At 66.7% G+C, this 22792-nt stretch carries 25 protein-coding genes; 11 read left to right on the top strand and 14 right to left on the bottom strand.

Features of this window, described 5'->3' with window-relative positions; translation table 11 throughout:
* From A5712_RS22790 to A5712_RS22780, 3 genes are all read left to right on the top strand, one after another.
* The coding region (locus A5712_RS22790) for an acyl-CoA dehydrogenase family protein (RefSeq protein WP_255404418.1) at positions 1-501 on the top strand (501 nt) is incomplete at its 5' end.
* Complete coding sequence (locus A5712_RS22785) at positions 498-1433, top strand: acyl-CoA dehydrogenase family protein (protein WP_068110124.1); 936 nt, start codon at positions 498-500, stop codon at positions 1431-1433. The genes A5712_RS22790 and A5712_RS22785, both read left to right, overlap by 4 nt.
* The gene (locus A5712_RS22780; RefSeq protein ID WP_068110121.1) at positions 1430-2929 is read left to right on the top strand and encodes a class I adenylate-forming enzyme family protein; all 1500 of its coding nucleotides are present in this window, start codon (positions 1430-1432) and stop codon (positions 2927-2929) included. Before A5712_RS22785 ends, A5712_RS22780 begins: the two co-directional genes overlap by 4 nt.
* Before the next feature lie 5 nt (positions 2930-2934).
* Here the strand turns inward: A5712_RS22780 and A5712_RS22775 are convergent, their stop codons facing one another.
* Positions 2935-3195, bottom strand: a complete 261-nt coding sequence (locus A5712_RS22775; protein WP_068110117.1) for a hypothetical protein — start codon at positions 3193-3195, stop codon at positions 2935-2937.
* 148 nt (positions 3196-3343) lie between these two features.
* On the opposite strand from A5712_RS22775, the gene A5712_RS22770 reads away from it, so the two are divergent.
* From A5712_RS22770 to A5712_RS22760, 3 genes are all read left to right on the top strand, one after another.
* Complete coding sequence (locus A5712_RS22770; RefSeq protein WP_068110116.1) at positions 3344-3742, top strand: DUF4189 domain-containing protein; 399 nt, start codon at positions 3344-3346, stop codon at positions 3740-3742.
* A 41-nt stretch (positions 3743-3783) separates the two neighbouring features.
* Complete coding sequence (locus A5712_RS22765; RefSeq protein ID WP_068110160.1) at positions 3784-4809, top strand: hotdog fold thioesterase; 1026 nt, start codon at positions 3784-3786, stop codon at positions 4807-4809.
* 81 nt (positions 4810-4890) lie between these two features.
* Positions 4891-6096: an amidohydrolase family protein gene (locus A5712_RS22760; RefSeq protein ID WP_068110113.1), complete on the top strand. Its 1206-nt coding sequence runs from the start codon at positions 4891-4893 to the stop codon at positions 6094-6096.
* Here A5712_RS22760 and A5712_RS22755 read toward each other — a convergent pair.
* On the bottom strand, positions 6088-6582 hold the full coding sequence (locus A5712_RS22755) for a DUF421 domain-containing protein (protein ID WP_068110111.1): 495 nt from the start codon (positions 6580-6582) through the stop codon (positions 6088-6090). The genes A5712_RS22760 and A5712_RS22755 overlap by 9 nt on opposite strands.
* 216 nt (positions 6583-6798) lie before the next feature.
* On the opposite strand from A5712_RS22755, the gene A5712_RS22750 reads away from it, so the two are divergent.
* Positions 6799-8754, top strand: coding sequence for a SpoIIE family protein phosphatase (locus tag A5712_RS22750; protein ID WP_068110108.1), 1956 nt, complete (start codon positions 6799-6801; stop codon positions 8752-8754).
* A 30-nt stretch (positions 8755-8784) separates the two neighbouring features.
* Here A5712_RS22750 and A5712_RS22745 read toward each other — a convergent pair whose 3' ends face one another.
* A complete protein-coding gene (locus A5712_RS22745; RefSeq protein WP_068110105.1) occupies positions 8785-10020 on the bottom strand; it encodes an acyl-CoA dehydrogenase family protein in 1236 nt (411 codons plus the stop codon).
* Complete coding sequence (locus A5712_RS22740; RefSeq protein ID WP_068110102.1) at positions 10017-11168, bottom strand: acyl-CoA dehydrogenase family protein; 1152 nt, start codon at positions 11166-11168, stop codon at positions 10017-10019. Before A5712_RS22740 ends, A5712_RS22745 begins: the two co-directional genes overlap by 4 nt.
* A 154-nt stretch (positions 11169-11322) precedes the next feature.
* Between A5712_RS22740 and A5712_RS22735 the strand changes: the two genes are divergently transcribed.
* The gene (locus A5712_RS22735) at positions 11323-12111 is read left to right on the top strand and encodes a hypothetical protein (RefSeq protein WP_068110098.1); all 789 of its coding nucleotides are present in this window, start codon (positions 11323-11325) and stop codon (positions 12109-12111) included.
* A 128-nt stretch (positions 12112-12239) separates the two neighbouring features.
* Positions 12240-12794: a hypothetical protein gene (locus tag A5712_RS22730; protein WP_068110158.1), complete on the top strand. Its 555-nt coding sequence runs from the start codon at positions 12240-12242 to the stop codon at positions 12792-12794.
* 9 nt (positions 12795-12803) lie between these two features.
* On the opposite strand, the gene A5712_RS22725 is transcribed toward A5712_RS22730, so the two are convergent.
* Genes A5712_RS22725 through A5712_RS22705 form a run of 5 tightly spaced genes read right to left on the bottom strand, consistent with a single transcriptional unit; the run spans position 12804 to position 16764 of the window.
* Positions 12804-13763, bottom strand: coding sequence for an alpha/beta hydrolase (locus tag A5712_RS22725; protein WP_068110096.1), 960 nt, complete (start codon positions 13761-13763; stop codon positions 12804-12806).
* Between the two features lie 5 nt (positions 13764-13768).
* A complete protein-coding gene (locus A5712_RS22720) occupies positions 13769-14197 on the bottom strand; it encodes a hypothetical protein (protein ID WP_068110093.1) in 429 nt (142 codons plus the stop codon).
* A gap of 4 nt (positions 14198-14201) precedes the next feature.
* Positions 14202-15350, bottom strand: coding sequence for an amidohydrolase family protein (locus A5712_RS22715; protein ID WP_068110090.1), 1149 nt, complete (start codon positions 15348-15350; stop codon positions 14202-14204).
* On the bottom strand, positions 15347-16387 hold the full coding sequence (locus tag A5712_RS22710) for an amidohydrolase family protein (RefSeq protein ID WP_068110150.1): 1041 nt from the start codon (positions 16385-16387) through the stop codon (positions 15347-15349). Before A5712_RS22710 ends, A5712_RS22715 begins: the two co-directional genes overlap by 4 nt.
* Before the next feature lie 5 nt (positions 16388-16392).
* On the bottom strand, positions 16393-16764 hold the full coding sequence (locus tag A5712_RS22705; RefSeq protein ID WP_255404417.1) for a Rieske (2Fe-2S) protein: 372 nt from the start codon (positions 16762-16764) through the stop codon (positions 16393-16395).
* A gap of 135 nt (positions 16765-16899) precedes the next feature.
* Between A5712_RS22705 and A5712_RS22700 the strand changes: the two genes are divergently transcribed.
* Both A5712_RS22700 and A5712_RS22695 read left to right on the top strand, forming a co-directional pair.
* The gene (locus tag A5712_RS22700; protein WP_068110086.1) at positions 16900-18126 is read left to right on the top strand and encodes a cytochrome P450; all 1227 of its coding nucleotides are present in this window, start codon (positions 16900-16902) and stop codon (positions 18124-18126) included.
* On the top strand, positions 18123-19280 hold the full coding sequence (locus A5712_RS22695) for a Zn-dependent alcohol dehydrogenase (protein ID WP_068110085.1): 1158 nt from the start codon (positions 18123-18125) through the stop codon (positions 19278-19280). Before A5712_RS22700 ends, A5712_RS22695 begins: the two co-directional genes overlap by 4 nt.
* Before the next feature lie 140 nt (positions 19281-19420).
* On the opposite strand, the gene A5712_RS22690 is transcribed toward A5712_RS22695, so the two are convergent.
* From A5712_RS22690 to A5712_RS22670, 5 genes are all read right to left on the bottom strand, one after another.
* On the bottom strand, positions 19421-20155 hold the full coding sequence (locus tag A5712_RS22690; protein WP_068110081.1) for an SDR family NAD(P)-dependent oxidoreductase: 735 nt from the start codon (positions 20153-20155) through the stop codon (positions 19421-19423).
* Complete coding sequence (locus A5712_RS22685; RefSeq protein ID WP_068110076.1) at positions 20152-20592, bottom strand: VOC family protein; 441 nt, start codon at positions 20590-20592, stop codon at positions 20152-20154. Before A5712_RS22685 ends, A5712_RS22690 begins: the two co-directional genes overlap by 4 nt.
* A gap of 108 nt (positions 20593-20700) precedes the next feature.
* Positions 20701-21249, bottom strand: coding sequence for a YceI family protein (locus tag A5712_RS22680; RefSeq protein WP_068110073.1), 549 nt, complete (start codon positions 21247-21249; stop codon positions 20701-20703).
* Positions 21250-21347: 98 nt separating this feature from the next.
* On the bottom strand, positions 21348-21578 hold the full coding sequence (locus A5712_RS22675; protein ID WP_068110070.1) for a dsRBD fold-containing protein: 231 nt from the start codon (positions 21576-21578) through the stop codon (positions 21348-21350).
* A 222-nt stretch (positions 21579-21800) separates the two neighbouring features.
* Complete coding sequence (locus A5712_RS22670) at positions 21801-22628, bottom strand: SDR family NAD(P)-dependent oxidoreductase (RefSeq protein WP_068110067.1); 828 nt, start codon at positions 22626-22628, stop codon at positions 21801-21803.
* Between the last annotated feature and the right edge of the window lie 164 nt (positions 22629-22792).

Below are 22792 nucleotides of genomic sequence, written 5' to 3'. Positions count from 1 at the left end.
GACGACGTGCCGGCGTTTCCCGGTGACGTCCTCGGCGAGGTCGGCGACGGCTGGCGGGTGATGCGGGAGGCGCTGGCGTTCGAGAGGGTCGGCATCGCTCGCTACGCGCGGTGCGAGTCCCTGCTCGACCGCCTGCAAAAGCAACTCGGCGACGACTGGGACGCGCTGCCCGAATCGATTCGCGCCCGCTGGGCCCGGGCGCTGGTCGACCTGCGGGTGGCCAGGCTGCTGGCGTATCGGGCCATCTCGCTGCAAGACGACCCATCGGCGGGTGCGGCGGCCAGCGCCGCCCGCATCGCCACCACCACGTGCGATCAGCTGGTCGCCGAGCTGCTGTTCGACGTGCTGGGCCCCTCCGCGCTGGACAGCGGCGCGTCGGCACCCCTGCACGGGGCCATCGAAGACCATTGGCGCTACGCACAGGCCGCCACCGTGGCATCGGGCACCATCGAGGTGCAGCGCATGCTGGTGGCACGCGACGTTCTGGGAGGCCATCGGTGAAAACCGAACTGCCACAAGATATCAGCGACTTCGCCGCCGTCGCGGCCAAGCGGCTCGCCCGGCTGGGCGGCCCACCGGCGGCGCTGCGCGCCGAGGCCGACGACAGCGTGCGCGACGCGGCGCGGGGTTCCCTGGCCGACCTCGGCGCGTTCGAACTGGACGTGCGGTCGGAGGCCGACGATTTGCTTGCCGCCGCGGTGCTCTGCCAGGCCGCCGGCGCGAACGCGCTGCCCTACCCCGTCGTGGAGGAGCTACTTCCAATCGACGGCGCCCGCCTGACCCTGGTCAACCCCGAAGCGCCCCGCATCGACCACGGCGACCTGCCCGGCGACTGGATCGCCGCCGACCTGGACGGCGTGCGGTACCACCCGCAACCGGGGGTGCGGACGAACGCCAAGCTGGGGCCGTTTCTGGTGCCCGCCACCTTAAGCGCACCCGACGGAACCGTCCCGGCCGGCGACGTTAACCTTCATCTCGTGCTGGGATCATGGCGGATTCTGGGAGCCCTGCAGCAATCGCTGCACATCGTCACCGAACACGTGCGCGCACGGGTCCAGTTCGGCCAGCCGCTGGCCGACTTCCAGGCGGTCAGGTTCGCGGTCGCCGACGCCGCTGTCGGGGTGCGCGGCCTGCACGAACTCGCGAAGTACACCATCTGCCGGCCGGAATCCCTTCCGGTGCAGGTGCATTCGGCCGACGCGCTGGTCCTGCGATATAAGGCCGCGGACACCGCACGGCAGGTGCTGCGGACCTCGCATCAACTGCTCGGCGCCCTGGGCTTCTGCGACGAGTCCGACGTCAGCGTGCTCGACCGGCACACCCAACCGCTGATCCGGTTGCCGCTGAGCGCGGAGGCGCTCGCGCTGCGCCTGATACCCGACGTCCGGGACGGTCACCTGGAGACACTGTTCAGCGGGTCGGTATCGGCGTGACGACCGAACGGATCGCGTCCGAGGCGGGCCCCAATCCGCTGGAGGAAGGGATCCCCTTTGGCGCCAAGCTTCAGCAGCTCGCCGAGGAACGCCCCGACGACAAGGCGGTGACGGTCGTCGCGCTCGACGGCAGCGCGAGCGCGCTGACCTTCGGTGAGCTCGACGCCCGCGCAAACCAGTGGGGTCGCGCGCTGGCGGCCGACGGCGCGGGGGTCGGCTCCCTTGTGGCGCTGGCGATCCCGAATTCGCAGCACCTGATGCTCGCCGCGCTCGGCTGCTGGAAGATCGGCGCGGTTCCCGTGCCCATGCACTGGGACCTGCCCGAGTGGGAGCGAGATCGGGTGCGCGAGGTAATCGACCCCGCGGTCGTCGTCGACGAAAAAACCCGTTGGGAGTTGGAGGCCCGGGCGGCCGCCGAGTCCGAAACCCCGCTGCCCCCAGTCGTTTCCCCTCACGCCAACGGCATCTGCAGCAGCGGCTCGACCGGTGTGCCGAAGGTGATCCTCAGCCTGGCGCCCTCGCTGTGGACGCCGCAGCACGGCGAGCCGTTCCTGTCGAACTGGACGCCGGTGGCCCAGCCGCAGACGATCATGGTGCCCGCGCCGATGTATCACACCAACGGCTTCGCCACCTTCTTCTTCCTGTTGGCCGGTGACCACCTGGTGGTGCTCGAAAAGTTCGACGCAGCACTCGTTTTGGATGTGATCGAACGCTTCCGGATCACCAACTTCACGGCCACGCCCACGATGCTCGCGCGCATCGCGGCGCGGCCGGACGTCCGGCAGCGCGACCTGTCCAGCGTCGTCTTCGTTTTGCAGGGCGCCGCGGTGATGCCGCCGTCGCTAATGCACACCTGGTTCGAGCTGCTGAGCCCGGAACAGATCGTGTCGGCGTACGGCATGACCGAGAACCTCGGACTCACCGCGTTGCGTGGCGACGAGTGGCTCGCCCATCCGGGCAGCGTCGGCCGCGGCTTTCGGGACACCGAGATCCGGATTCTCGACGCCGGAAGGATACCGCTGGGCCCCGGTGAACACGGCGAAATCTACCTGCGGTCACCCATGGCCGCCGGCTCGCGATACCTGGGCGGGGCGGCGTCCCTACCGACGACCGAAGACGGCTTCCGTTCCGCCGGCGACATTGGGTATCTCGACGAGGACGGCTACCTCTACATCGTCGATCGCCGGGTGGACATGATCATCACCGGCGGCGCCAATGTCTTTCCCGCGGAGGTGGAGTCGGCCCTCGCGGGCCACCCGGGCATCGCCGACGTCGTCGTCATCGGGCTGTCCGACCCACAGTGGGGGCGCCGCGTGCATGCCGTGGTGCAGCTGGCCGACGGGGTGCGCCTCACCGAGGAAGAGGTGATCGAATACGCGAAAAGCCGGCTCGCCCACTACAAGGCGCCCAAGACCGTCGAGTTCGTCGATGCAATCCCCCGCACCGCGGCCACCAAAGTCAATCGCTCGGCGATGATCGAGTCCCGCGGCGGCTAGGGCTGCTAGCCGGGCCTGTCGACGGGGCACATGTACTTGTCCGCGAACCGCACACACCCCGGCGGCGGCGGCTGGTCTGGTCGGTTATCGCCAACACCGTTCGGCACGACATGCAACCACGCGCGGTCCTGGCACAAAAACGAGTCCCCACCCCAACCACCGGGCCGGATGGTGCCGTTGACGCACGGGTCCGCGTGCGCCACCGCCGGAACGCCGAAAAACACCGAGACGATCACGGAGCACACCGCGACGAAGACCGCCCTCATAACCGTTTGATGGTAGTCGCACCGCCGCGACCTGCCCAATAAACCAACCGCCGCTCTAACGCGGCTCAGAGCCGGTTCACAACCCGCTCAGAGCTGCGCCTGCGACATTGTGGACGTCGTTCATCGGGGGCGAGATGGGGTCGTGGCCATGAGGAACCTTGCCCTGCCCGCGGCGATCGCCGTACTCGTCGCCGCCGGGTCGCTGGCGGCGGCGCCGGCAGTCAAAGCCGACGTCGACTTTTACTGCAGACCCGGATGCTGGGGCGCGGCCGCGGGGTCGCTCTCGACCGGAGAGGAATCCATCCGGCTCAACTACCGGACCCGGCATGAGGCGGAGGACGCCGCCGTGTTGTGGTGTGACGTCAAGGGAAAGACAAACGACTGCGAGGTCCTCGCGTCCGGACTGGGTTGCTTCTCGATCGCGGAGAGCAACGACGGGAAGGTGTTGGCGGGGCGAGAGGCGCTCACCCAGGACGCGGCCGATGCGGCAGCGCTGGACGGGGCCGGACCGGGGTCGACGGTCGACCTGCGCGACTGCAACGGCTGACCTTTCCTGCATATCCCGCAATGCGCGGTAACCTCATTCTCATGGCTGAACCGACCGAGGAAGCCGACGTGACGCGCGGTGACCGCTTCATCAAGACGGCCGTCGCGATCCTGGGCGAAACGGGGCGCACCGACTTCACCGTCCAGGAGGTCGTCGCGCGCTCCAAGACCTCGCTTCGCGCCTTCTACCAGCACTTCAGCAGCAAGGACGAACTGCTCCTCGCGCTGTTCGACCGGACCATCGCGCAATCGGTGCAGGCCTGGCGCGCCGAGACCAACGGGCTGGACAGCACCGCCGCGCTGAAGCTGGTGATCGACCGCGTCAGCCAACAACCCGAGTCGAGCACCCAGGACAGCCTCAACAGGGCGTTGAGCCTGTACAACCAGCATCTGGCGGAAACCCGCCCCCGCGATTACACCCGGGTGCTGTCCCCGTTGCATCAGCTGATCCGCGACATCGTCGGGCAGGGAATCACGGAAGGGGTCTTCAACCCGGGACTCGATATCGGGGCCGCGGCCGCGATCGTCATGCAGACCATCATGGGCGCCCAACGGTTGCACTGGCTGGGCACCGAATTGATCGGCAAACCGATTGACGCCGGCCAGCTCTACGACTACTGCAGCCGCGCGCTGGGCATCCGGGAGACCGACGAGGAATCGGCCACGCCCACCCTAGGTGAGCTGTTCGCGCAAATCGGAATGCGGCCGGGCATCCACAACGGCGAGTTCGCGATGACGATGCCGGTCAGCCCCAATGTCGTCAACACGTCCGGCGCCCTTCAGGGCGGCTTGATCGCCACTCTCGTGGACGTGGCGGGCGGGCAGTTCGGGCTGGACTATCTGCAGCAGGGCACCACCATGACCACCGCCGACCTCTTCATCCGCTACCTGCGCCCCATTCGGCAGGGCGCCGCGCGCGCAGTCCCCAGGATGCTGCGGTCCGGTCGGCGCGCGATGGTCATGCAGGTCGACATCTACGGCGACGGCGACGAGCTCGCCGCGACCGCGACCGTGAATTTCGCGATCATCAACGGGGCGACGCCGACCGGCCTGCAGGCCGACAGTTAGGTCCCGGTACTCCTAGCCGCGCAGAAGTGGTAACGTCATTACCAGATACTGAGAACCACAGACTTCCGCAAGGAGATCGCCATGCCGTCTCGCGAACTTTCCTTCCCCGTGTTCGACGCCGACAACCACATGTACGAGCCGCAGGAGGCGCTGACCAAGTTCCTCCCGGACAAGCGCAAGAACGTCATCGACTACGTGCAGGTACGCGGGCGCACCAAGATCGTGGTGCGCGGCCACATCAGCGAGTACATCCCCAACCCGACGTTCGAGGTGGTGGCCCGCCCTGGCGCCCAGGAGGACTACTTCCGCAACGGCGCCCAGGGCAAGACCTATCGCGAGATCCTCGGCGAGCCGATGAAGGCCATCCCCGCCTTCCGCGAACCGGGCGCGCGGCTGGAGGTCATGGACGAACTCGGCATCGACTACGCCCTGATGTTCCCCACCCTGGCCAGCCTGGTCGAGGAGCGCATGAAGGACGACCCCGAGATGACCCACGACGTCATCCACGCGCTCAACCAGTGGATGTACGAACAGTGGTCCTTCAACTATCAGGACCGCATCTTCGCCACCCCGGTGATCACCCTGCCGATCGTCGAGCGCGCGCTCGAAGAACTCGAGTGGGTCCTCGAGCGCGGCGCCCGCACCGTGCTCGTGCGCCCCGCACCGGTGCCCGGCTACAAGGGCAGCCGGTCGTTCGGCCTCGAGGAGTTCGACCCGTTCTGGCAAGCCTGCGTCAAAGCCGGGATTCCCGTGTCGATGCACGCCTCGGACAGCGGTTACTCCGAGTTCGCCAACGTGTGGGAGCCGGGCGACGAGTTCCTGCCGTTCAAGCCGACCCCCTTCCGCAGCCTGGTGATGGGCCACCGACCGATCATCGACGCGATGGGTGCGCTGGTATGCCATGGCGCGCTGTCACGCAACCCCGAGTTGCGGATCCTTTCCATCGAAAACGGTGCGGATTGGGTGCCGGACCTCTTCAAGGGCCTCAAGGGCGTCTACAAGAAGATGCCGCAGTCGTTCAGCGAGGACCCGATCGAGGCGTTTAAGCGCTGCGTGTACATCACCCCGTTCTGGGAGGACCGCTTCACCGAGATCGTCAAGATGGTGGGAACCGACCGGGTGCTGTTCGGATCGGACTGGCCGCACCCCGAGGGCCTGAAGGACCCCATCAGCTTCGTCGACGAGCTCACCGACTTCGACGAGGAGGACGTCGCCAAGATCATGGGCGGCAACCTGATGAAGCTGATGAAGGTCTCCTCGCCCGAGAAAAAGCCGGTCTCAGCCTGAGCGGTCGGCGTCGTCCATGATGGAGACGACGCCCCTGGTCTCGAAGACCGCGAGGCGAACGCCCGCGGGTGTTTGGTGGCCGTGCTGGCGCAGGATCGCGTCCAGGTCCGAGTGCGTGAGGCGGCACCGTTTCAGGTTCGCCTCATCGACTTCACCGTCGCGGATCAGCACCCGCACCGGCGGGTCTACCAGGCGGCGCACCCACGGGACGAACCGCAGCCGCGCGACCAGGTCGTGGGCGGCGATCAAGGCGACGAGGGCGGCCGCCCCGGTTAACCACGAAGTGTCGGCGGCCGTCGCGGTTCGCCCGACAATAGCGCCCACCGCGACGGCGGTCACCCAGTCGAACGGCGTGAACTCGGCGATGGTGCGCCGCAACATGAGCCGGAAAGCCGTTGCGGCGGTGACGAATAACGCGAACGCCTTGAGCGCGGCAAAGGCCGCCGGTCGCCAGCCGTCGACGAACTGCAACAGCAGATCCCTCACGTCGACGCGATTCGGGTTAGGCGGGGAACGCTCACGTGACCTGAGGTACCCCTCGACATCCGGCGTAACCACGCGACGTGCCGGGACAGCCGTTAGCAAACTGATGCAATGGGTACCTAACAGGCGTTGCTAATCTGAATATCTACGTGTGCAAACGCCATGCATTCGACCCGGTTGTGTGACTGCATAGCGAGGTTCCGCGGGAAGGACGGCCAGATGGTCGCCGAAATGGATTGGGACAACACCGTTGGTGTGCCCGACGAGGTTCGGCGTGTCTTCGAGAACGTTCCCGCCATGCTGGTCGGCCTGAAGGGGCCCGACCACCGGTTTGTCGCGGTCAACGCGGCCTACCGGACATTCAACCCGACCGGCAACCCGGTGGGAAAGCTTGCGCGCGAGGTCTTCCCCGAGCTGGAGAGCCAGCAGATCTACCAAATGTTCGACCGGGTCTACGCGACCGGCGAACCGCAAACCGGGACGGAATGGCGGCTGCAGGCCGACTATGACGGCTCGGGAATCGAGGAACGGTATTTCGACTTCATCGTCACGCCTCGCCGCGGGGACGACGGATCGATCGAGGGTGTGCAGATAATCTTCGACGACGTCACCGTCCGGGTGCGGGCGCGGGAGGCCGCCGAGGAGCGGATGGAGGAGCTGTCCGAGCGCTACCGGCACGCCCGCGATTCGGCAACCATCATGCAGCAGGCGTTGCTGGCCCCGTCGGTGCCTATTGTTCCCGGCGCCGACGTCGCCGCGGAGTACCTCGTCGCCGCGGAGGACACCGCGGCCGGTGGCGACTGGTTTGACGCGATGGCCCTGGGTGATCGGCTGGTCCTCGTCGTGGGTGACGTCGTGGGGCACGGCGTCGAGGCCGCGGCGGTGATGTCGCAATTGCGCACCGCGCTGCGGATGCAGATTGCCTTGGGCCACAACATCGTCGAAGCGCTCGAAGCGGTCGACCGCTTTCACGAACAGGTACCCGGGTCGAAGTCGGCGACCTTGTGTGTCGCTTCGCTTGAGTTGGCCACGGGCCAATTCCAGTACTGCACAGCGGGACACCCACCGCCGCTGCTTGTCAGCGCCGGCGCGGGCTCGCGCTACGCGGAGCCGACGGGTGCGGGTCCCCTCGGCAGCGGCACCGGATTCCCGGTCCGCACCGAAGTGCTCGAGGTGGGCGACTCGGTCCTGCTGTATTCCGACGGCCTGATCGAACGTCCCGGCCGACCGCTGGGCGCGAGCACCGCGGAGTTCGCCGAGCTGGCGGCCAACATCGCCGCCGGCAGCGGCGGCTTCGTCATCGGCGCGCCCGGCCGGCCGATCGACCGCATTTGTTCGGAGACACTGGAATTGCTGCTGCGGTCGACGGGCTACAAGGACGACGTCACACTGCTTGCGGTGCAACGGCGCACACCGCCCGAACCACTGCGGATCACGCTGGACGCGACTATTCATGCGGCACGCGCGGTCCGCGCCGAGCTTCGTGAGTGGCTCTCGGAGATCGGCGCCGACGCCGACGACATCTGTGACGTCGTCCACGCGGTTTCGGAGTTCGTCGAGAACGCGATCGAGCACGGGTACGCGACAACGGCTTCCGACCGGCTTTCGAAATGGATCGTGGTCGAGGCCGCGCTGGCCGGCGATGGCAACCTAAACGCCTCGGTCGTCGACCAGGGGCGGTGGAAGGACTACCGCGAGGGTGAGGGAGGCCGCGGGCGCGGACTGGCGATGGCCGAAGCGTTGGTGGACAAGGCTCAGGTCACCCATGGTGACGGCGGGACGACGGCCAGCCTGACGCACCGCCTGTCGCGACCGGCGAACTTCATCACCGACACGACGGTCAGCCGCTCACCCCGCCCACGATCCGTCAACTCCGAATTCGTCTCCTTGGTCGGCGAGGCCGGCCGCATCGTGGTCAGCGGCGATGTCGACGCGGCCACCGCGGCTACCCTGGACCGACAGATCGCGGTCGAAAGCCGTTCCGGCATAGCGTCGTTGACGGTCGATCTGAGCGCGGTAACCCATCTTGGGTCGGCGGGCGTGAGCGCCTTGGCGGCCGCCCGCGACCGGGCGCGCACCCAGGGCGGTGCCCTCACGCTGGTCGCGGCCCCCGGAACCCCGGCACATCACGTCTTGTCGCTGGTCCAAATGCCCGTGGACAACAGCGATCGCTAAGCGCTCTCGCCGATGCACAGCGCCGGCGGGTCAGCGGCCCTGACCGTGCCGAACCTGATTGAAGGGCACCCCGCGGTCTGCGGCGTATTCCCGGGGGAAGCCCAGCACCCGTTCGCCGATCACGTTGCGGGCCATCTCGGTGGTGCCGCCGCCGATGGCGACGTTCTGCCGGGACAGGTACCGCAGCCCGGCCTCGAGGCCTTCGCCGACTTCCCCCACGACACCGGCGCTTCCGGTGATCGCCATCGCGGCGTCCATGTCCATGGTCACCGTTTCGGAGTGAAAGAGCCGGATGAGGGTTCCCGCGGTGGGTGGCAGCACACCATCCCGGACATTGCGGTACACGTGATCGATCAGCTGCTCGCCGACCGCGCGCTGCACGAGCACCCGGCCGGCGATCTCCTGGATGCGTTCGTTGTCGGCCTGGCCCATCTTCTCGGCGAGCGCCACGTAGTCGACCGGCGTTGTGTGCCCGCCTTCATGGCCGGCGCCACTGGCGAACTCCGAACCCTGCCCCACCGCCCGGCGTTCGTGGTACAGCTGGCGCGAGGCGACCGCCCAGCCGCCGTTGACCTCGCCGACGACGGCGTCATCGCCGACGTCCACACCGTCCAGGAACTCCTCGCAAAACTCGGTGGACCCGCTCAGCATGGTGATGCGCCGCAACGTGATTCCCGGATGCCCGATGGGCACCAGGAACATGGTCAGGCCTTCGTGCTTGGGCGCGTCCCAGTTGGTGCGCGCCAGACACAACCCGTAGTCGGCTGCGAAAGCGCTTGTGCTCCAAGTCTTCGCGCCGTTGATAATCCAACGGTCACCTTGGCGCTCGGCTCGAGTGATGACACCGGCCAGGTCCGAGCCGCCGCTGGGTTCGGACAGCAGTTGCACCAGGACTTCGTCGCCGCGCAGGGCGGCCGCGATGTGCCGCTTCTTCTGATCCTCGGTTCCGGTGTCGAGCAGGGTGGCGCAGCAGATGGTGAACGTCGGGGTGTTCAGGATCAGCGGCATCTCGTAGCCGAGGGATTCGGCGTCGAATGCCTTCTGGTACTCGTAGTCCAGCCCTAGGCCACCGTACGCGCGGGGAAAGCAGATACCGGCGAATCCCCCTTCGTAGAGCCGCTTTTGCAGTTCGCGGGCCCGGTTCCAGGATCGCTCGTCGTCACGCGGTGCGGGCGGCGGGTTCTCGGGGTCGATGGCGGGCAGGTTGTCCGCCAACCACACTCGGGCCCGGGCCGCGAATTCGGCGACGGTTTCGGTGGTCGTCATCGGGAGTTCGTCACCGATCGGGCCGCCCTCTCCGCGTCGTACACCCTCAGGTTGTGTTCCTCGGGCGTGCCGAACATGGAGCGGTACAACGTGACCCGCCTCAGGTAGAGGTGCAGGTCGTGTTCCCAGGTGACGCCGATGCCGCCGTGCATCTGAACGCAGGCCTGCACGATCCGGCCCGCCATCTCGCCGACGTATGACTTGGCGATACTCGCCGACAAGCCCGCGTTTGGCGAGCGCGCGGCGACGTCGGCAACCGCCGCCGACGTGGTGGCACGACACGCTTCCAGCCACAACTTCATGTCGGCGAAGCCGTGCTTGAGGACCTGGTAGGAGGCCAGCGGCCGGCCGAATGTATGCCTGTCCAGCGCCCATTGGACGGTGAAGTCGAACACCGTTTGCAGAATGCCGACCACCTCGGCGCACTGCAGCACCTGGGCGAGCTGGCTCTGCCGCCCGATCAGCGCGGCGGCCTCGGCCGGGCCGCCGACTGCGGCGGACCGTTCTACGACAACGCCGTCGAAATCGACTTTTACGTATTGCTTGACCAAGTCGACCGACTGCTGCGGCGTGATCCGGACACCCGGCGCGTCCGTCGGCACCAGGAACTGACGAACGCCGTCATCGCATCGCGCCACGACCAACAGCACCCCACTTTGCGCCCCGGCCTCGACACGGTCCTTGGCACCATCAATGCGGAATCCGGACTCCGTCCGGGTGGCCGCCACCGACGGATCCAGGGGAGCCCAGCCCCTACCCGGCTCGCAAACCGCCCACGACGCCACGGTTTCACCGGACATCAGCGACTCGATGGTCTGGGCGTGCGCCTGCGGATCCGGGCATTCGGCGAGCGCCGCGAGCACGACGCTGACCGGATACAGCGGCCCGGGCGCCACCGTCTTGCCGAGCTGCTCGGCGACCATGGCCAGGTCCACGACGCCGCTGTCCGAGACGCTGCCGCCGCCCAACTCCTCCGGCACGAGGAGGGCCGTCCACCCGAGTTCGGCGGCGCGCCGCCACCACGCCGGGTCGAAGGACAGTCCCGCGGCGTGCAGTTCGCGGACGCGACTCAGCGGCGCTTCTTTTTGCAGAAAGGCCTGGGTTGTGGACGCGAAGAGTATCTTTTCGGGAGAGTCGACAGCGGTCATGATGACGGCAGATTCGAGAGGAAGCGTGGGTGGTTGATCATCCGCCTGGTCGGTTCTCGTCGGAGTTCGCTGTGGATTCTGATGTTAGCAATGAGCAGTACGGTAAGAGATACCGGAGTCCAATCGATAATGATCATCACGAGCGGTAATCGCGATGGCTGAGGCGAACGAAACGCCCGATCATTCGACCGCATCGGAGGCCGACGCCAGGGCGTTGCTCGAAGAAGCCGAGGCGGAGGCCGCCGCGGCCGAGGCGCGTGCCGCCGCGGCCCAGGCCCGCGCCCGCGCCGCTCGGCTACGACGCGAGGCCCTCGGGTTGCCGGATCCCGACGAGTACGACGACGCGGACGAGGATTACGCCGCGGACGAGGATTACGCCGAGGACGACTACGAGGACGACGAAGAATACGACGAGGACGACTACGCCGAGCCGGTAACCGAGCAAGCCGCATGGCGGCGGCGAATGCCGCTGCTCGCCGCGATTGCGGCCGTCATCGGCATCATCGCCTTTGTCGGCTCCAGCGCATACATGGTGCTTCAACATCGCGACACCACCAGGCACCAACAGCGCGAAGCCGCGTTCGTCGCCGGGGCCAAGCAGGGTGTCCTCAACATGATTTCGTTGGACTTCAACAGGGCCAAGGCTGATGTCCAGCGCGTGATCGACGGCTCCACCGGCGAATTCCAAGCCGACTTCCAGCAGCGGGCCAACGACTTCATATCGGTGGTCATCCAGTCGAAGGCGGTCACGGAAGGAACCGTGCACGCCGCCGCCCTCGAGTCCATGAACGACAACTCGGCGGTGGTATTGGTTTCGGCGACATCGCAAGTCACCAATTCGCCGCCAGGCAAGGACGAGCCGCCGCGAATTTGGCGCCTCAGGGTGACGGTTGCCGATGTCGGCGGGAAATACAAGATGTCGAAGGTTGAGTACGTGCCGTGACCGAAGACGTGCGCGACATCGATTCGGCCGCACCGGAACCCACCGAGGGGCCGGCCGAAGACGACGACACCTCCGTGGCCGAGGAGCCAATCGACGAGGAGCCCATCGACGACGAGCCCACCGACGACGTGGCCGACGACCAAGAATCCGCCGACGACGCCGCGCCGATCAAGCGCCGCCGCCGCGCCCTCTCGCCCAGGGCCCGCAAGGTCATTGCGGCGGTTTTGGTTGTGCTGCTACTGATCTCGGGCGGCGTGGCGACGTGGCTGTACTTCGAGCAGTACCGGCCGGACCAACAGACCGACGCCGGCGTCGCGCGCTCGGTGATCAACGCCGCGACGGATGGAACAACCGCGGTACTGTCGTATTCCTCCGACACGCTCGACCAGGACTTCGCGGCCGCCAGGACACACCTCGCCGGGGATTTCCTGTCGTACTTCGACCAATTCAGTCAGCAGACAGTAGCCCCGGTGGCCAGGCAGAAGTCGATGAAAACCAAGGCCAAGGTGACCGGCGCCGCCGTGTCGGAACTGCACCCCGATTCGGCGGGGGTTCTGGTCTTCGTCGATCAGGTCACCACGACCAAGGACAGCGCCCAGCCGTCGGTGGCGGTCAGCAGCATCCTGGTTCGCATGTCCCGAATCAACGGCAAGTGGCTGATCACCAAGTTCACCCCGGTCTAACCGCAGCCGCTACATGGCGAACACGCGGCGCAGCGACTGGGCGTGCAGCGCCCGGTTCTCTTGCGCGACAACCCAATCGGGAACCAAAGAATCGAAGCCGTTGAATGTCGCTGCGATGACGTGCAATTCGGTGTGGACGTAGGCATGCAGTAGCCGGTTGGCGTAGGCGATGGCTTCGTCACGGCACGGGTCGATCTCGGAGCAACTGATAAACGTGGGTGGCAGCCCCTCGAGGTTGGCCCGATGCGCGGGGACGTATTGACCGCTCGCCGTGGTGTGGCCGAGGTAGTGGCCCCAGGCCCGGCTCACGGCAGGACCGTTGAGGCCCGGCGTGCGCTGGAACTCCCGTCGCGACGGGGTGGCATCGGAATCGAGCATCGGCTGGTGCAGGATCTGCACCAGCACCGGCGGGCCCTCCTCGTCGAACACGCGCTGGGCCAGGCTCGCGACCAGCGCCGCACCGGCGTCGCGTCCCATCACCGCGATGCGGCTGGGGTCGACGTCCAGCTCGGCGCAGTTGTCCACGACGTAGCGCAATGCCGTATCCACGTCGTCCAACGCGGCCGGACACGGATTTTCGGGTGCGAGCCGGTAGTCGACCGAGACCAGAAGGCAGCCGGCGGCACGGGCCAGCTCCACGCAATGCGCATGATCGGTGTCCAGGTTTCCCGTCACGAAGCCGCCGCCGTGGGCGTATATCACCAGGGGCGCCCGGGTTCCCGCGCCGCCGCGATACAGGCGAATGCCCAGCGGTTGGCCGTCCGGACCGGCGATCGATCGCGATTCCACCGCGACACCGTCGGTTTCGACGGCCGCGGCCCGCTCGGCGGCCCGGGCGTCGGCCTCTTCGCGCTCCGCGGGCAGTGTCTCGGTGCGGAACTCGACGACACTCAGCTCGATCGCCGCATCACGCAGCACCGGGTCGATCCGGCTCAGGCCTTGCGGCCGCGTCAGGTTGGTCTGCGTCATACCCCTCAACTTCCGTCCGGGAAACCATCTTCAAGGTAGACCTGCGATTCCATGTGGTGGAAGATGCGGTACCTATCACCGCGAAACGTCAGCAACCACGTGATCCAGCTGGTACCGGTGTGCGCAACATCGGATTCCTGCCCGGTGCAGCTCCATTGGCTCAGCAAAACGCAACGCGCCACTCCCCCGGCCAACCCGTCGGCGGACCACAACCGCGACGACACCGAGGCGCGCTTCAGCCGACTGCCGATCCTGGCCCAGTGCCGATCGAGCTCGTCGGCGCCGACCAGCGGCACCGCGTATTCGTCACCGATGTAGATCGGCCGCGGGTCCTGACGCTCCCACAGGTTGGCGACGCCGACGAAGTCCAGCGCCGACCACTTCTCGTCGTATTCGCCGACCAAAGCGGTCAGCCGGGCGGCCAGATCGGCCACCTCGTCACCGTTCTCCGGGGAGCGCCTTCACGGTCGCCGGTAGTCCGTACAGAGCCGTCGCGTTGCCGCGCATGATCCGCTCCCGTTGGTCGGCCGGGAATCGGTTGATCGCATAGGTCGGCGAGTCGTAGCTCCAGTGCGGGTAGTCCGTCGAGAACATCAGGTTGTCGCCGAGGTCCATCAACTCCAGGTACTCGCGGAACTGCACGGTGTCGGCGTCTTCCAGCGGCTGGGTGGTGAACCGGACGTGTTCGCGCACATATTCCGACGGGCGGCGACGCACGTGGGGCAGGTCGCCGCGGCGCGCTTCCCAGATCCGGTCCATCCGCGACATCACCGGCATCGCCCACGTAAACCCGCCCTCCACGAAGACCACCCGCAAATCCGGGTGGCGATCGAAGGCGCCGTCGAACACCAGGCTCATCAGGTGCGAGACGTACAGCAACGGCCACGAGGCGAAGAAGTCGTGCCAGTGCGCCGGGTTGCCGACCGGGTACAGCGGTATGAGTTCGAAAGGCGTCTGGCCCATCAAATGCGTGGCGACGGGGAAGCCGTTGCGCGCGGCCGCCTCGTACAGCGGGTCGAAATGCGGGTTGCCGAACGGGATCCCACGCGTCTGCGGTGTCATCAGCACCTGGGCCATGTACGGATGTCCCGCCCACCGTTCCACTTCGCGGCCGGCTTGCTCCGGCGTCTGCGCGCTGACGCTGATCGATCCGCGCCAGCGGCCGTGCCAGTTGTACTTGTCCAGCCAGACGTCGGCGAGCCAGTCGTTGTAGGTCGCCTTGAGCACGTGTTCGGCCTGCGGCAGTTGCGCGTCGCACATCGGCTCGAGCGTCGCGATGCTGACACCGGCATCGAGAAGCAACTGCTTGGCCGCGAAATCGGGGTCGCTGCCAGCGACTCCGCCGCCGGGCGGCCACGCGTCCACGCGCAGCGACGACGTCTTGAACGAGTCGGGCGTGTCGTAGAAGTGAGGCACCGGGCTGACGGCGTTGCCCGTCGGCCAGATCTTGTCCACCCATTCGGCCGGCGCATAGGACTTGAGCACGTCGACCGAGAGCGGCAACGGGTGCACATCGGTGTCGACGATGGTGACCGCTATCTCGTCCTCGCGGCCGGTGGGCGAATCGACCCGTTCGATCGTCGTCATGACACACGCTCCTTCAACCCGTAGAGTTCACTGGCGTTGCGCCACAACACCTTTTCGCTTTGGGCGGCATCCAGCCCGTCGGCGATCGCCTCCGGCGCCGATGTGGACCAGTGGGGATAGCTCGATCCGTACATGAGCAGGTCGGACTTGCCGGTGAAGTCCATCCAGCGCCGCATCGCGCAGGTCTCGGTCGGCCCGTCGAACGCCGACGAGCAGAACCGGACGTGGCTGGGCAGGTATTCGCTGGGATACCGATCCACCCAGGGTGTCTGATCGCGCATCGACAGCCAGAACGTGTCCAGCCGCCACATCAGGGGGGTGAGGATGTCGTAGCCGCCGTCGGCGAACACGAACCTCAGGCCTGGGTGCCGGCCGAACACGCCCTCGATGATGAGCGCGGCCAGGTGCACGAAGTAGTTCAACGGCATGAACGCCGCGTACCCCGGGTAGGTGTGTGCATGTCCGGCGAAGGTGGGCGGGTGGTCGACGCCGTTGCCGCCGTTGATGTGCACCGCAACCGGCAGCCCGTGCGCGGCGGCGGCCTCCCAGATCGGCTCGAACATCGGTTTTCCGTAGGGCTCGCGCGACTGCATCGGAACACCCACCTGCACCAGCTTGGGGTGACTGGCCAGGCGCTCGATCTCGGCCACCGCGCCCCTGACGTCCTCGGGGTTGACCCGGATGGTGCCCCGAAAACGGTCGGTTGTGTCGGGCTCCAGCCAGCGATCCAGCAGCCAGTCGTTGACCGCGGCGCAGATGCGACTGTTGAGCAGATAATCGGCGATGTTGCCGCGGGTCAGCGGGTTCAGGATGGCGTAATCGACGCCCATGTCGTCGAACAGGTGCCGGGCCATCGTCTCGGGATCCGAACCCGGGTAGTGCTCGCCGTAGAGGTCCGCCCGGTAGTCGCCGCCCGGCGCCTGATACCACTGCTGCTCGACATCCGGGATCGAGCGCAGCTGATGCGCGGCCGGGAGATAGCGGCGTATCTCGGCGTTGTAGCGGAAGTGCGGTTGCACGTTCGTGTCGATGATCATGGGGTTCATGCGGTCAGGTACACCTCACCGTCGGTGACGTCGACCTGGTAGGTGCGGACGCGCCGCCGCGGGTCGGCCAGGTTTTGACCGGTGGTGACGTCGAATTCCCAATTGTGCCAAGGGCATCGAACGATCTGCCCGTCACGAACGCGGCGCATCCCGTCGAGCGATTCGGGGGCCGATTCGTTGGTGCCGCCGATCAGGCCAAGGCACAACGGGGCGCCCTCGTGTGAGCAGTAGTTGACGATCGCGTAAAGCTCACCGTGCACGTTGTAGACGCCCACGCCGAACTTGCCGACGTCGACCAGTTTCATCCCGCCGGGCGGCAGCTCGTCGAGCGAGCACACGAATCGCCGGTTGGGCACCTGGGAAATCACCGCCTTCTCGGGTCAATACTGTGCGCATTACGGTAAAGACCACAAGCCGTTGGGCTTCGTTGCTATTTATACTATGATAGCCATATTCCCTCGGCACAGATATCCGCCCTTATCGGTGGCTCAGGAGGAGCGCGAATGACGCTCGGCACGGATCCGGACGGCCAGCCCGTCACCCTCGATCTCACCGGGGAAACCAGCCCCTACCCGTTCTTCGAGTACATGAGGCGCACCGATCCGGTCTGGCACGGTTCCCTGGCCGACCACTCGCAGATGCCCGAGGAACTGCGGCCGAACGACGAATGGGTTCTGTTCGGCTACGACGGTCTGTTTCAAGCGTTTCGTGACGACCGGGTCTTCACGTCGGCGAGCTACGACAAGACCATCGGACTGGTGATGGGTCACACCATCCTGGCGATGGGCGGCAAGGAACACCACGACCACCGCAGCCTGGTGGCCAAGGCCTTCCGGGCCACCGCGCTGGAGCGGTGGGAGCCGTCGGTCATCGGGCCCGTGTGCGACCGGCTGATCGACGAAATCAAGAATGACGGCCACGCCGACCTGGTCAAGGCGCTGACGTTCGAATTTCCCACCCGGATCATCTCCGTGCTGCTCGGGCTCCCCCCTGAGGATCTCGACCTGTTCCGCCGGTTGTCGCTCGACCTGATCTCGATTCCGACCGACATCATGGCCGGGCTTAATGCGGCGGCGGAGCTGCAGGGCTACTTCCTCGAGCAGGTTGAGCAGCGGCGCCACAAGCTGACCGACGACATCATCGGGGACCTGGTCGCGGCCGAGATCGACGGCGAGAAGCTCACCGACGAGGCGATCATCGCGTTCCTGCGGCTGCTGCTGCCGGCCGGGCTGGAGACCACGTACCGCTCGTCGGGCAACCTGTTGTACCTGCTGCTGACGCATCCCGAGCAGCTGGCGATGGTGCAGCAGGACCGGTCGCTGATCCCGGCCGCGATCGAGGAGGGCCTGCGGGTGGAGACGCCGCTGACGATGGTCATGCGGACCACCACCCAGGAAATCGAAATAGGCGGCAAGACAATCCCGGCCGACGCGCAGGTCGACATGTGCATGGGCTCGGCCAACCGCGACGAAACCCGTTGGCCCGACCCGAACACCTTCGACATCCACCGGCCGCGCCACGCCCACATCGCGTTCGCCGCCGGCATCCACATGTGCCTCGGCATGCACCTGGCCCGGTTGGAAACGAGGGTCATGCTGAACAGCCTGTTCGACCGGGTCAAGGATTTGGCCCTGGTGCCAGACGACGGAAGCGGCCAGGAGTCCAAGATCGTCGGGCTCACCTTCCGGTCCCCCAACAAGCTCCCGGTCACCTTCGCCCCGGCCGCATGAAAAGCCGGGCTGCGATCCTGCACGACGTCGGCGGGCCGTGGTCCGTCGAGGAATTCGAGTTGGACCCGCCGCGCGCCGGCGAAGTCCTGGTTGAGCTGGCCGCCGCCGGGTTGTGCCACTCCGACGACCACATCCTCAAGGGCGACATGTCGGCGCCTAACGAGGTGATGCGATCCATGGGCCTGCCGACGATGTTCCCCATGATCGGCGGACATGAGGGCTCGGGCATCGTGCGTGAAGTCGGCCAAGGCGTAACCGATTTCGAGCCCGGTGACCACGTGGTGATGTCGTTCGTCGCGGTGTGCGGGCAGTGCCGCTGGTGCGCGACCGGGATGGAGTACATCTGCGACGTCGGCATCGGCACCATGGTCCCGGGGATGCCCACCGACGGCACCTTCCGCCACCACACCTCCGATGGCCGAAACCTCGGCCACATCGCCAAGGTCGGCGCGTTCGCGCAACACACTGTGGTGTCGACGAATTCGCTCGTCAAGATCGAACCGCACCTGCCGCTGGAGCCGAGCGCCCTGCTGTCATGCGCCATCCCGACCGGCTACGGTTCGGTCGCGAACCGCTCTAACATGCGCGCCGGCGATACCGTCGTCGTGATCGGCGTCGGCGGCATCGGCACCGGAGCGATCCAGGGCGCCCGGATCAACGGCGCCGCACAGATCGTCGCGGTGGATCCCGTTGAGTTCAAACAGAAGTCGGCATTGCAGTTCGGTGCGACGCACAGCGCCGCAAACGTGGCCGAGGCTTTGGACCTGGTGCGCGGCCTGACCTACGGGGTGATGGCCGACGCGGTGGTGGTCTCGCCGTCCTTGATCACCCCGGAGGACGTGCGCGACGCGGTGCAACTCACCCGCAAGGGCGGGACATGTGTGCTTACCGGGATGACCTCGCAGTTGACCCGGTCGGTCAAGATCGACCTGCAGGACTTCATCCTGATGAACAAGACGCTGGCGGGCACCATCTTCGGCTCGTGCAACCCCAAGGCGGACGTCGCCAGGCTGGCCAGGCTCTACGAGACCGGCCAGCTGCAGCTCGACGAGATGATCACCCGGCGCTACCGCCTCGACGACATCAACGACGCCTACGACGACCTGCTCAACGGCAAGATCGTCCGCGGCATCATCGACTACGGGATCGAGTAATCACCGCCGCCCATAGGTTGGTTTGAATCGTGGGCGTCGTATACGACCTCTGGGCGGACAAATTGCCGAAACCCCGCCCTGGGCACACATTGAAAGCCGCCACCGCACACTCAGAACCCTGAATTACATTCTCGGCGCAACTATTTGCCCTTGCCGCGCATCACCCGCTGCGTTTGACCGTACGCGTCGATCGGGCTGTGTAGCGCCAGGCCGCCGTCGGCGTGCACGACTTGACCTGTCACCCAAGGCAACTCCAGGACGCCCACGATCGCCCCGGCCACGTCGGTGGCCTCACCGAGGCGGCCGAGCGCCGTCCGCTCAGACAGCCCTTCCACCCAGCCCGGGAGTTGCTCCGGTTTCGCCAGCATCGGTGTGCGGGTAACACCCGGCCCTACGGCGTTCACCCGGATGCCGTGCCCGCCCCATTCCGCGGCGGCGACCTTCACCAGCATGTTCACGCCGGCCTTGGACACGCAGTAGGCGCCCATGTCGCGGTCGGCGAGCGTGCCGCTGATGCTGGACACCGCAACGATGGAGCCGCCCACGCCGGCGTCGATCATGGCCCGCGCCGCGGCGCGGATGGTCAGCCAGGTTCCGGTGAGGTTGACGGCCAACACCCGTTCCCATTCCGCGAGTGGCTGTTCGAGCAGCACGCCCGACGCCCCGATTCCGGCGCAAGTCACCACCCGGGTGGGCACACCATGGTCGCGCACGGTTTGTTCCATCGCCGCAGAAACCGCATCGGGATCGCTAACGTCACAGGCGATGTCGCCGACGGACAGGTCCCACACCACCACGGCGTGACCCGCCTCGCGCAGGCGTGCGGCGACCTCACGCCCGATGCCCGACGCTCCGCCGGTCACCAGGGCCGTCACTGCGGGGACCCGATCAGCTCGACCAGGACCCCGTCGGGCGCGGTGATCACCGCCATCGGGACGGTCTTGCCGCCCGGGGCCGGCACGCCGATGCGGCGGACGCCCTCGGCGAAACCCAATGCCGCCAACGTGGTAAGCGTCTCGTCGACCTCGCGCTGCAGGGACAGCAGGAAGAATCCGTGCCGCGGTCGCCCCGCTGGTGCCGAACCGTCGTCGGCGCCGTCGAAGACGACCAATTCGACGATCCCGGTGTCGGGGGCCTGCGGGTCGCCGAGGAATATCGAGCGCAGCCGATCGGTCTTGGCGCCGAAGAGTTCTGGCCAGTCCCCGGTGAAGGTGTGGTCGAACAATTCGGCGAATCCCAGGCCGTCGCGCCAGAACTTCGTCGAGCGTTCGACGTCGGAGGTACAGATCGCGGCGTGGTGAATACCCGGCATACGCCCAGATTAGGCGTCGGTTCAGTTCGAATGCGAGACACGTCTTCTGGATGCGCCGGGCCGATCATTCGAGGTGAATTCCGGCCCGGCGTCGTCACCACGGCGGCGTCAGGACTGCTTGATCGCCTCGATCTCGAGGGTGACCGTCACCTTGTCACCGACAACGGCGCCCCCGGTTTCCAATGGAAGGTCGATGTCGATGCCGAAGTCCTTGCGGTTCAACACCACCGACGCCTCGAAGCCGGCGACTTCGCCGTGGCCCATGCCCGGATTGACACCGAAGAATTCGAGGTCCAAGGCGACCGGCTTGGTGATGCCCTTGATGGTCAGGTCGCCGCGGAGCACGTAGCTATCGCCGTTCGCCTCCACCGAGGTGGACGTAAACGTCGCGACCGGGTACTTGTCGACGTCGAAGAAGTCGGTCGACTTGAGGTGGGCGTCGCGTTGGGCGTTGCCGGTGTTGACGGAATCCACCGCGATTTCTGCGTGCACGGACGGCGTGCCGTCCTCGGCGACGGCGATCGCTCCACTGAAGTTGTCAAAGCTCCCTCGTACCTTGCTGACCATCAAATGGCGTACCCAGAAGTTGATCGAGGAGTGCACCGGGTCGATCGCCCACGTGCCGGAAGTGACCTGCGTCGTTGCGGTTGCAGTCATGTTTGTCCGTCTTTCCTGTTCGGGGCGGCGGCCTGCCCGACGCCTTCGCAGGACTAAGCGGACCGTAGTCCGATTTTATTCCTCGCTGGTCGGTGGCGTTACCGCGGTCCGGGCCCACCGGCCGCGGTGGCCGGGGATAGCGCGGCAACCCGGTCCGCCAGGTCCGACAACGCCCGCGCGGTCGCCAACTCCTCGCGGGCCTCGCGCACCAGACGGTCGGCGGGGTGACAGTAAGCGACACCCACCCCGGCCAGATGCGCGCTACCCCATCGCAGTTCGACCTTCGCGCATGTCCTTCCGTGGCGCTCGTCGAGCGCTAGCGTGATCATCGGTTGCGTAGCAGAATTCGGGCGACTGGCGTGGTACATGCACCGATCATGCTGCGGGACAGAGTCACTTTCCCGCTCATCGAGCGGCGTGGCGCGTACTGATGACTTTGGTCCCACCGGCAACCGCCAATGGCACTTCACGGTGCGGTGCGAGCTCGAGCGTCACGCCAGCGTGGCGCTCGACAGCGACAGTCACGCTGGCGCGGCGCTCGGCGACCCCACCTAGGCGATCTTCGCCGCCGTGCGATCCCACAGCTCGCGCGCGAGGTCGGCGTCGTAGGCCGCGCGGTGGGCCTTCGCGAGCTTGCCCTTCGCGTAGTACTCGCCGGACCTCCAATCCACTCCGGGGGTGCTCGACGCCAGCCAGACCATCTGGTCGGCCCCCTCGTCCGCGCTGGAGATAAACCGGGTGATGATCGGCACGCGGTACTTCATGAAGAGGATGGGCCGCGAGCCCGATGCGTCGCCGAAGTTGGTGTTGACATAGCCCGGGTGAAACGTCGCGGACGACACTCCCGCCGCGTGGTATCGCCGGTGTAATTCCTTGGTGAACAACACGATTGCCAGCTTGGTCAGGGCGTAGGCGGTGCTAGGCCGGCGTCGGGCGGTGTTCTCCAGGTCGGTGACGCGCACGCGGGGAAGCAACTTGTGTGACGAGCTGGTCGTGTTGACGACGGTGGCGCGGGAATCGACGAGCACGTCCATCAACCGCGTGGTCAGCAGAAACGGCGCCAGGTAGTTGACCTGAAAGGTCATTTCGTGACCGTCTCGGGTCGTATGGACCTCGGTGAACATGCCGCCGGCATTGTTGGCCAGCACGTCGACACGCGGGTAGGTGGAGCGGATTTTGTCCGCCAGGTCCCGCACCTGGGACAGGTCGGCGAAATCGGCCACGAAATGGTCCGCGCCGAACTCCGCGGCCACCGCGGCGGTCTTGCTCGGCGACCGTCCCACCACGACGACGTTCTCGCCGCTGCGATGCAACCGGCGGGCCGCCGCGGCGCCGACGCCGTCACTGGCGCCGGTGATGACGATCGTCCTGCGCGTCATTGCCAAGTCCTCCCGGGGGGAGTGTAGTGAGCGCCATTGACCATCGACGAGTGATTGGCCACCGTGGATCAGTAAGCGGTTCGCTCAGCCTTCGGAGGGGGAAAGGCAGCCGGACGGCCTGACATCCCCGGGCGGCTGCTCGAGCTGGATCGGCTTCACTCCGC

The organism is Mycobacterium sp. E2327 (genome assembly GCF_001672675.1).
In the GTDB taxonomy this organism is placed as follows: domain Bacteria; phylum Actinomycetota; class Actinomycetes; order Mycobacteriales; family Mycobacteriaceae; genus Mycobacterium.
This window is presented reverse-complemented; position numbering and strand designations above follow the sequence as displayed.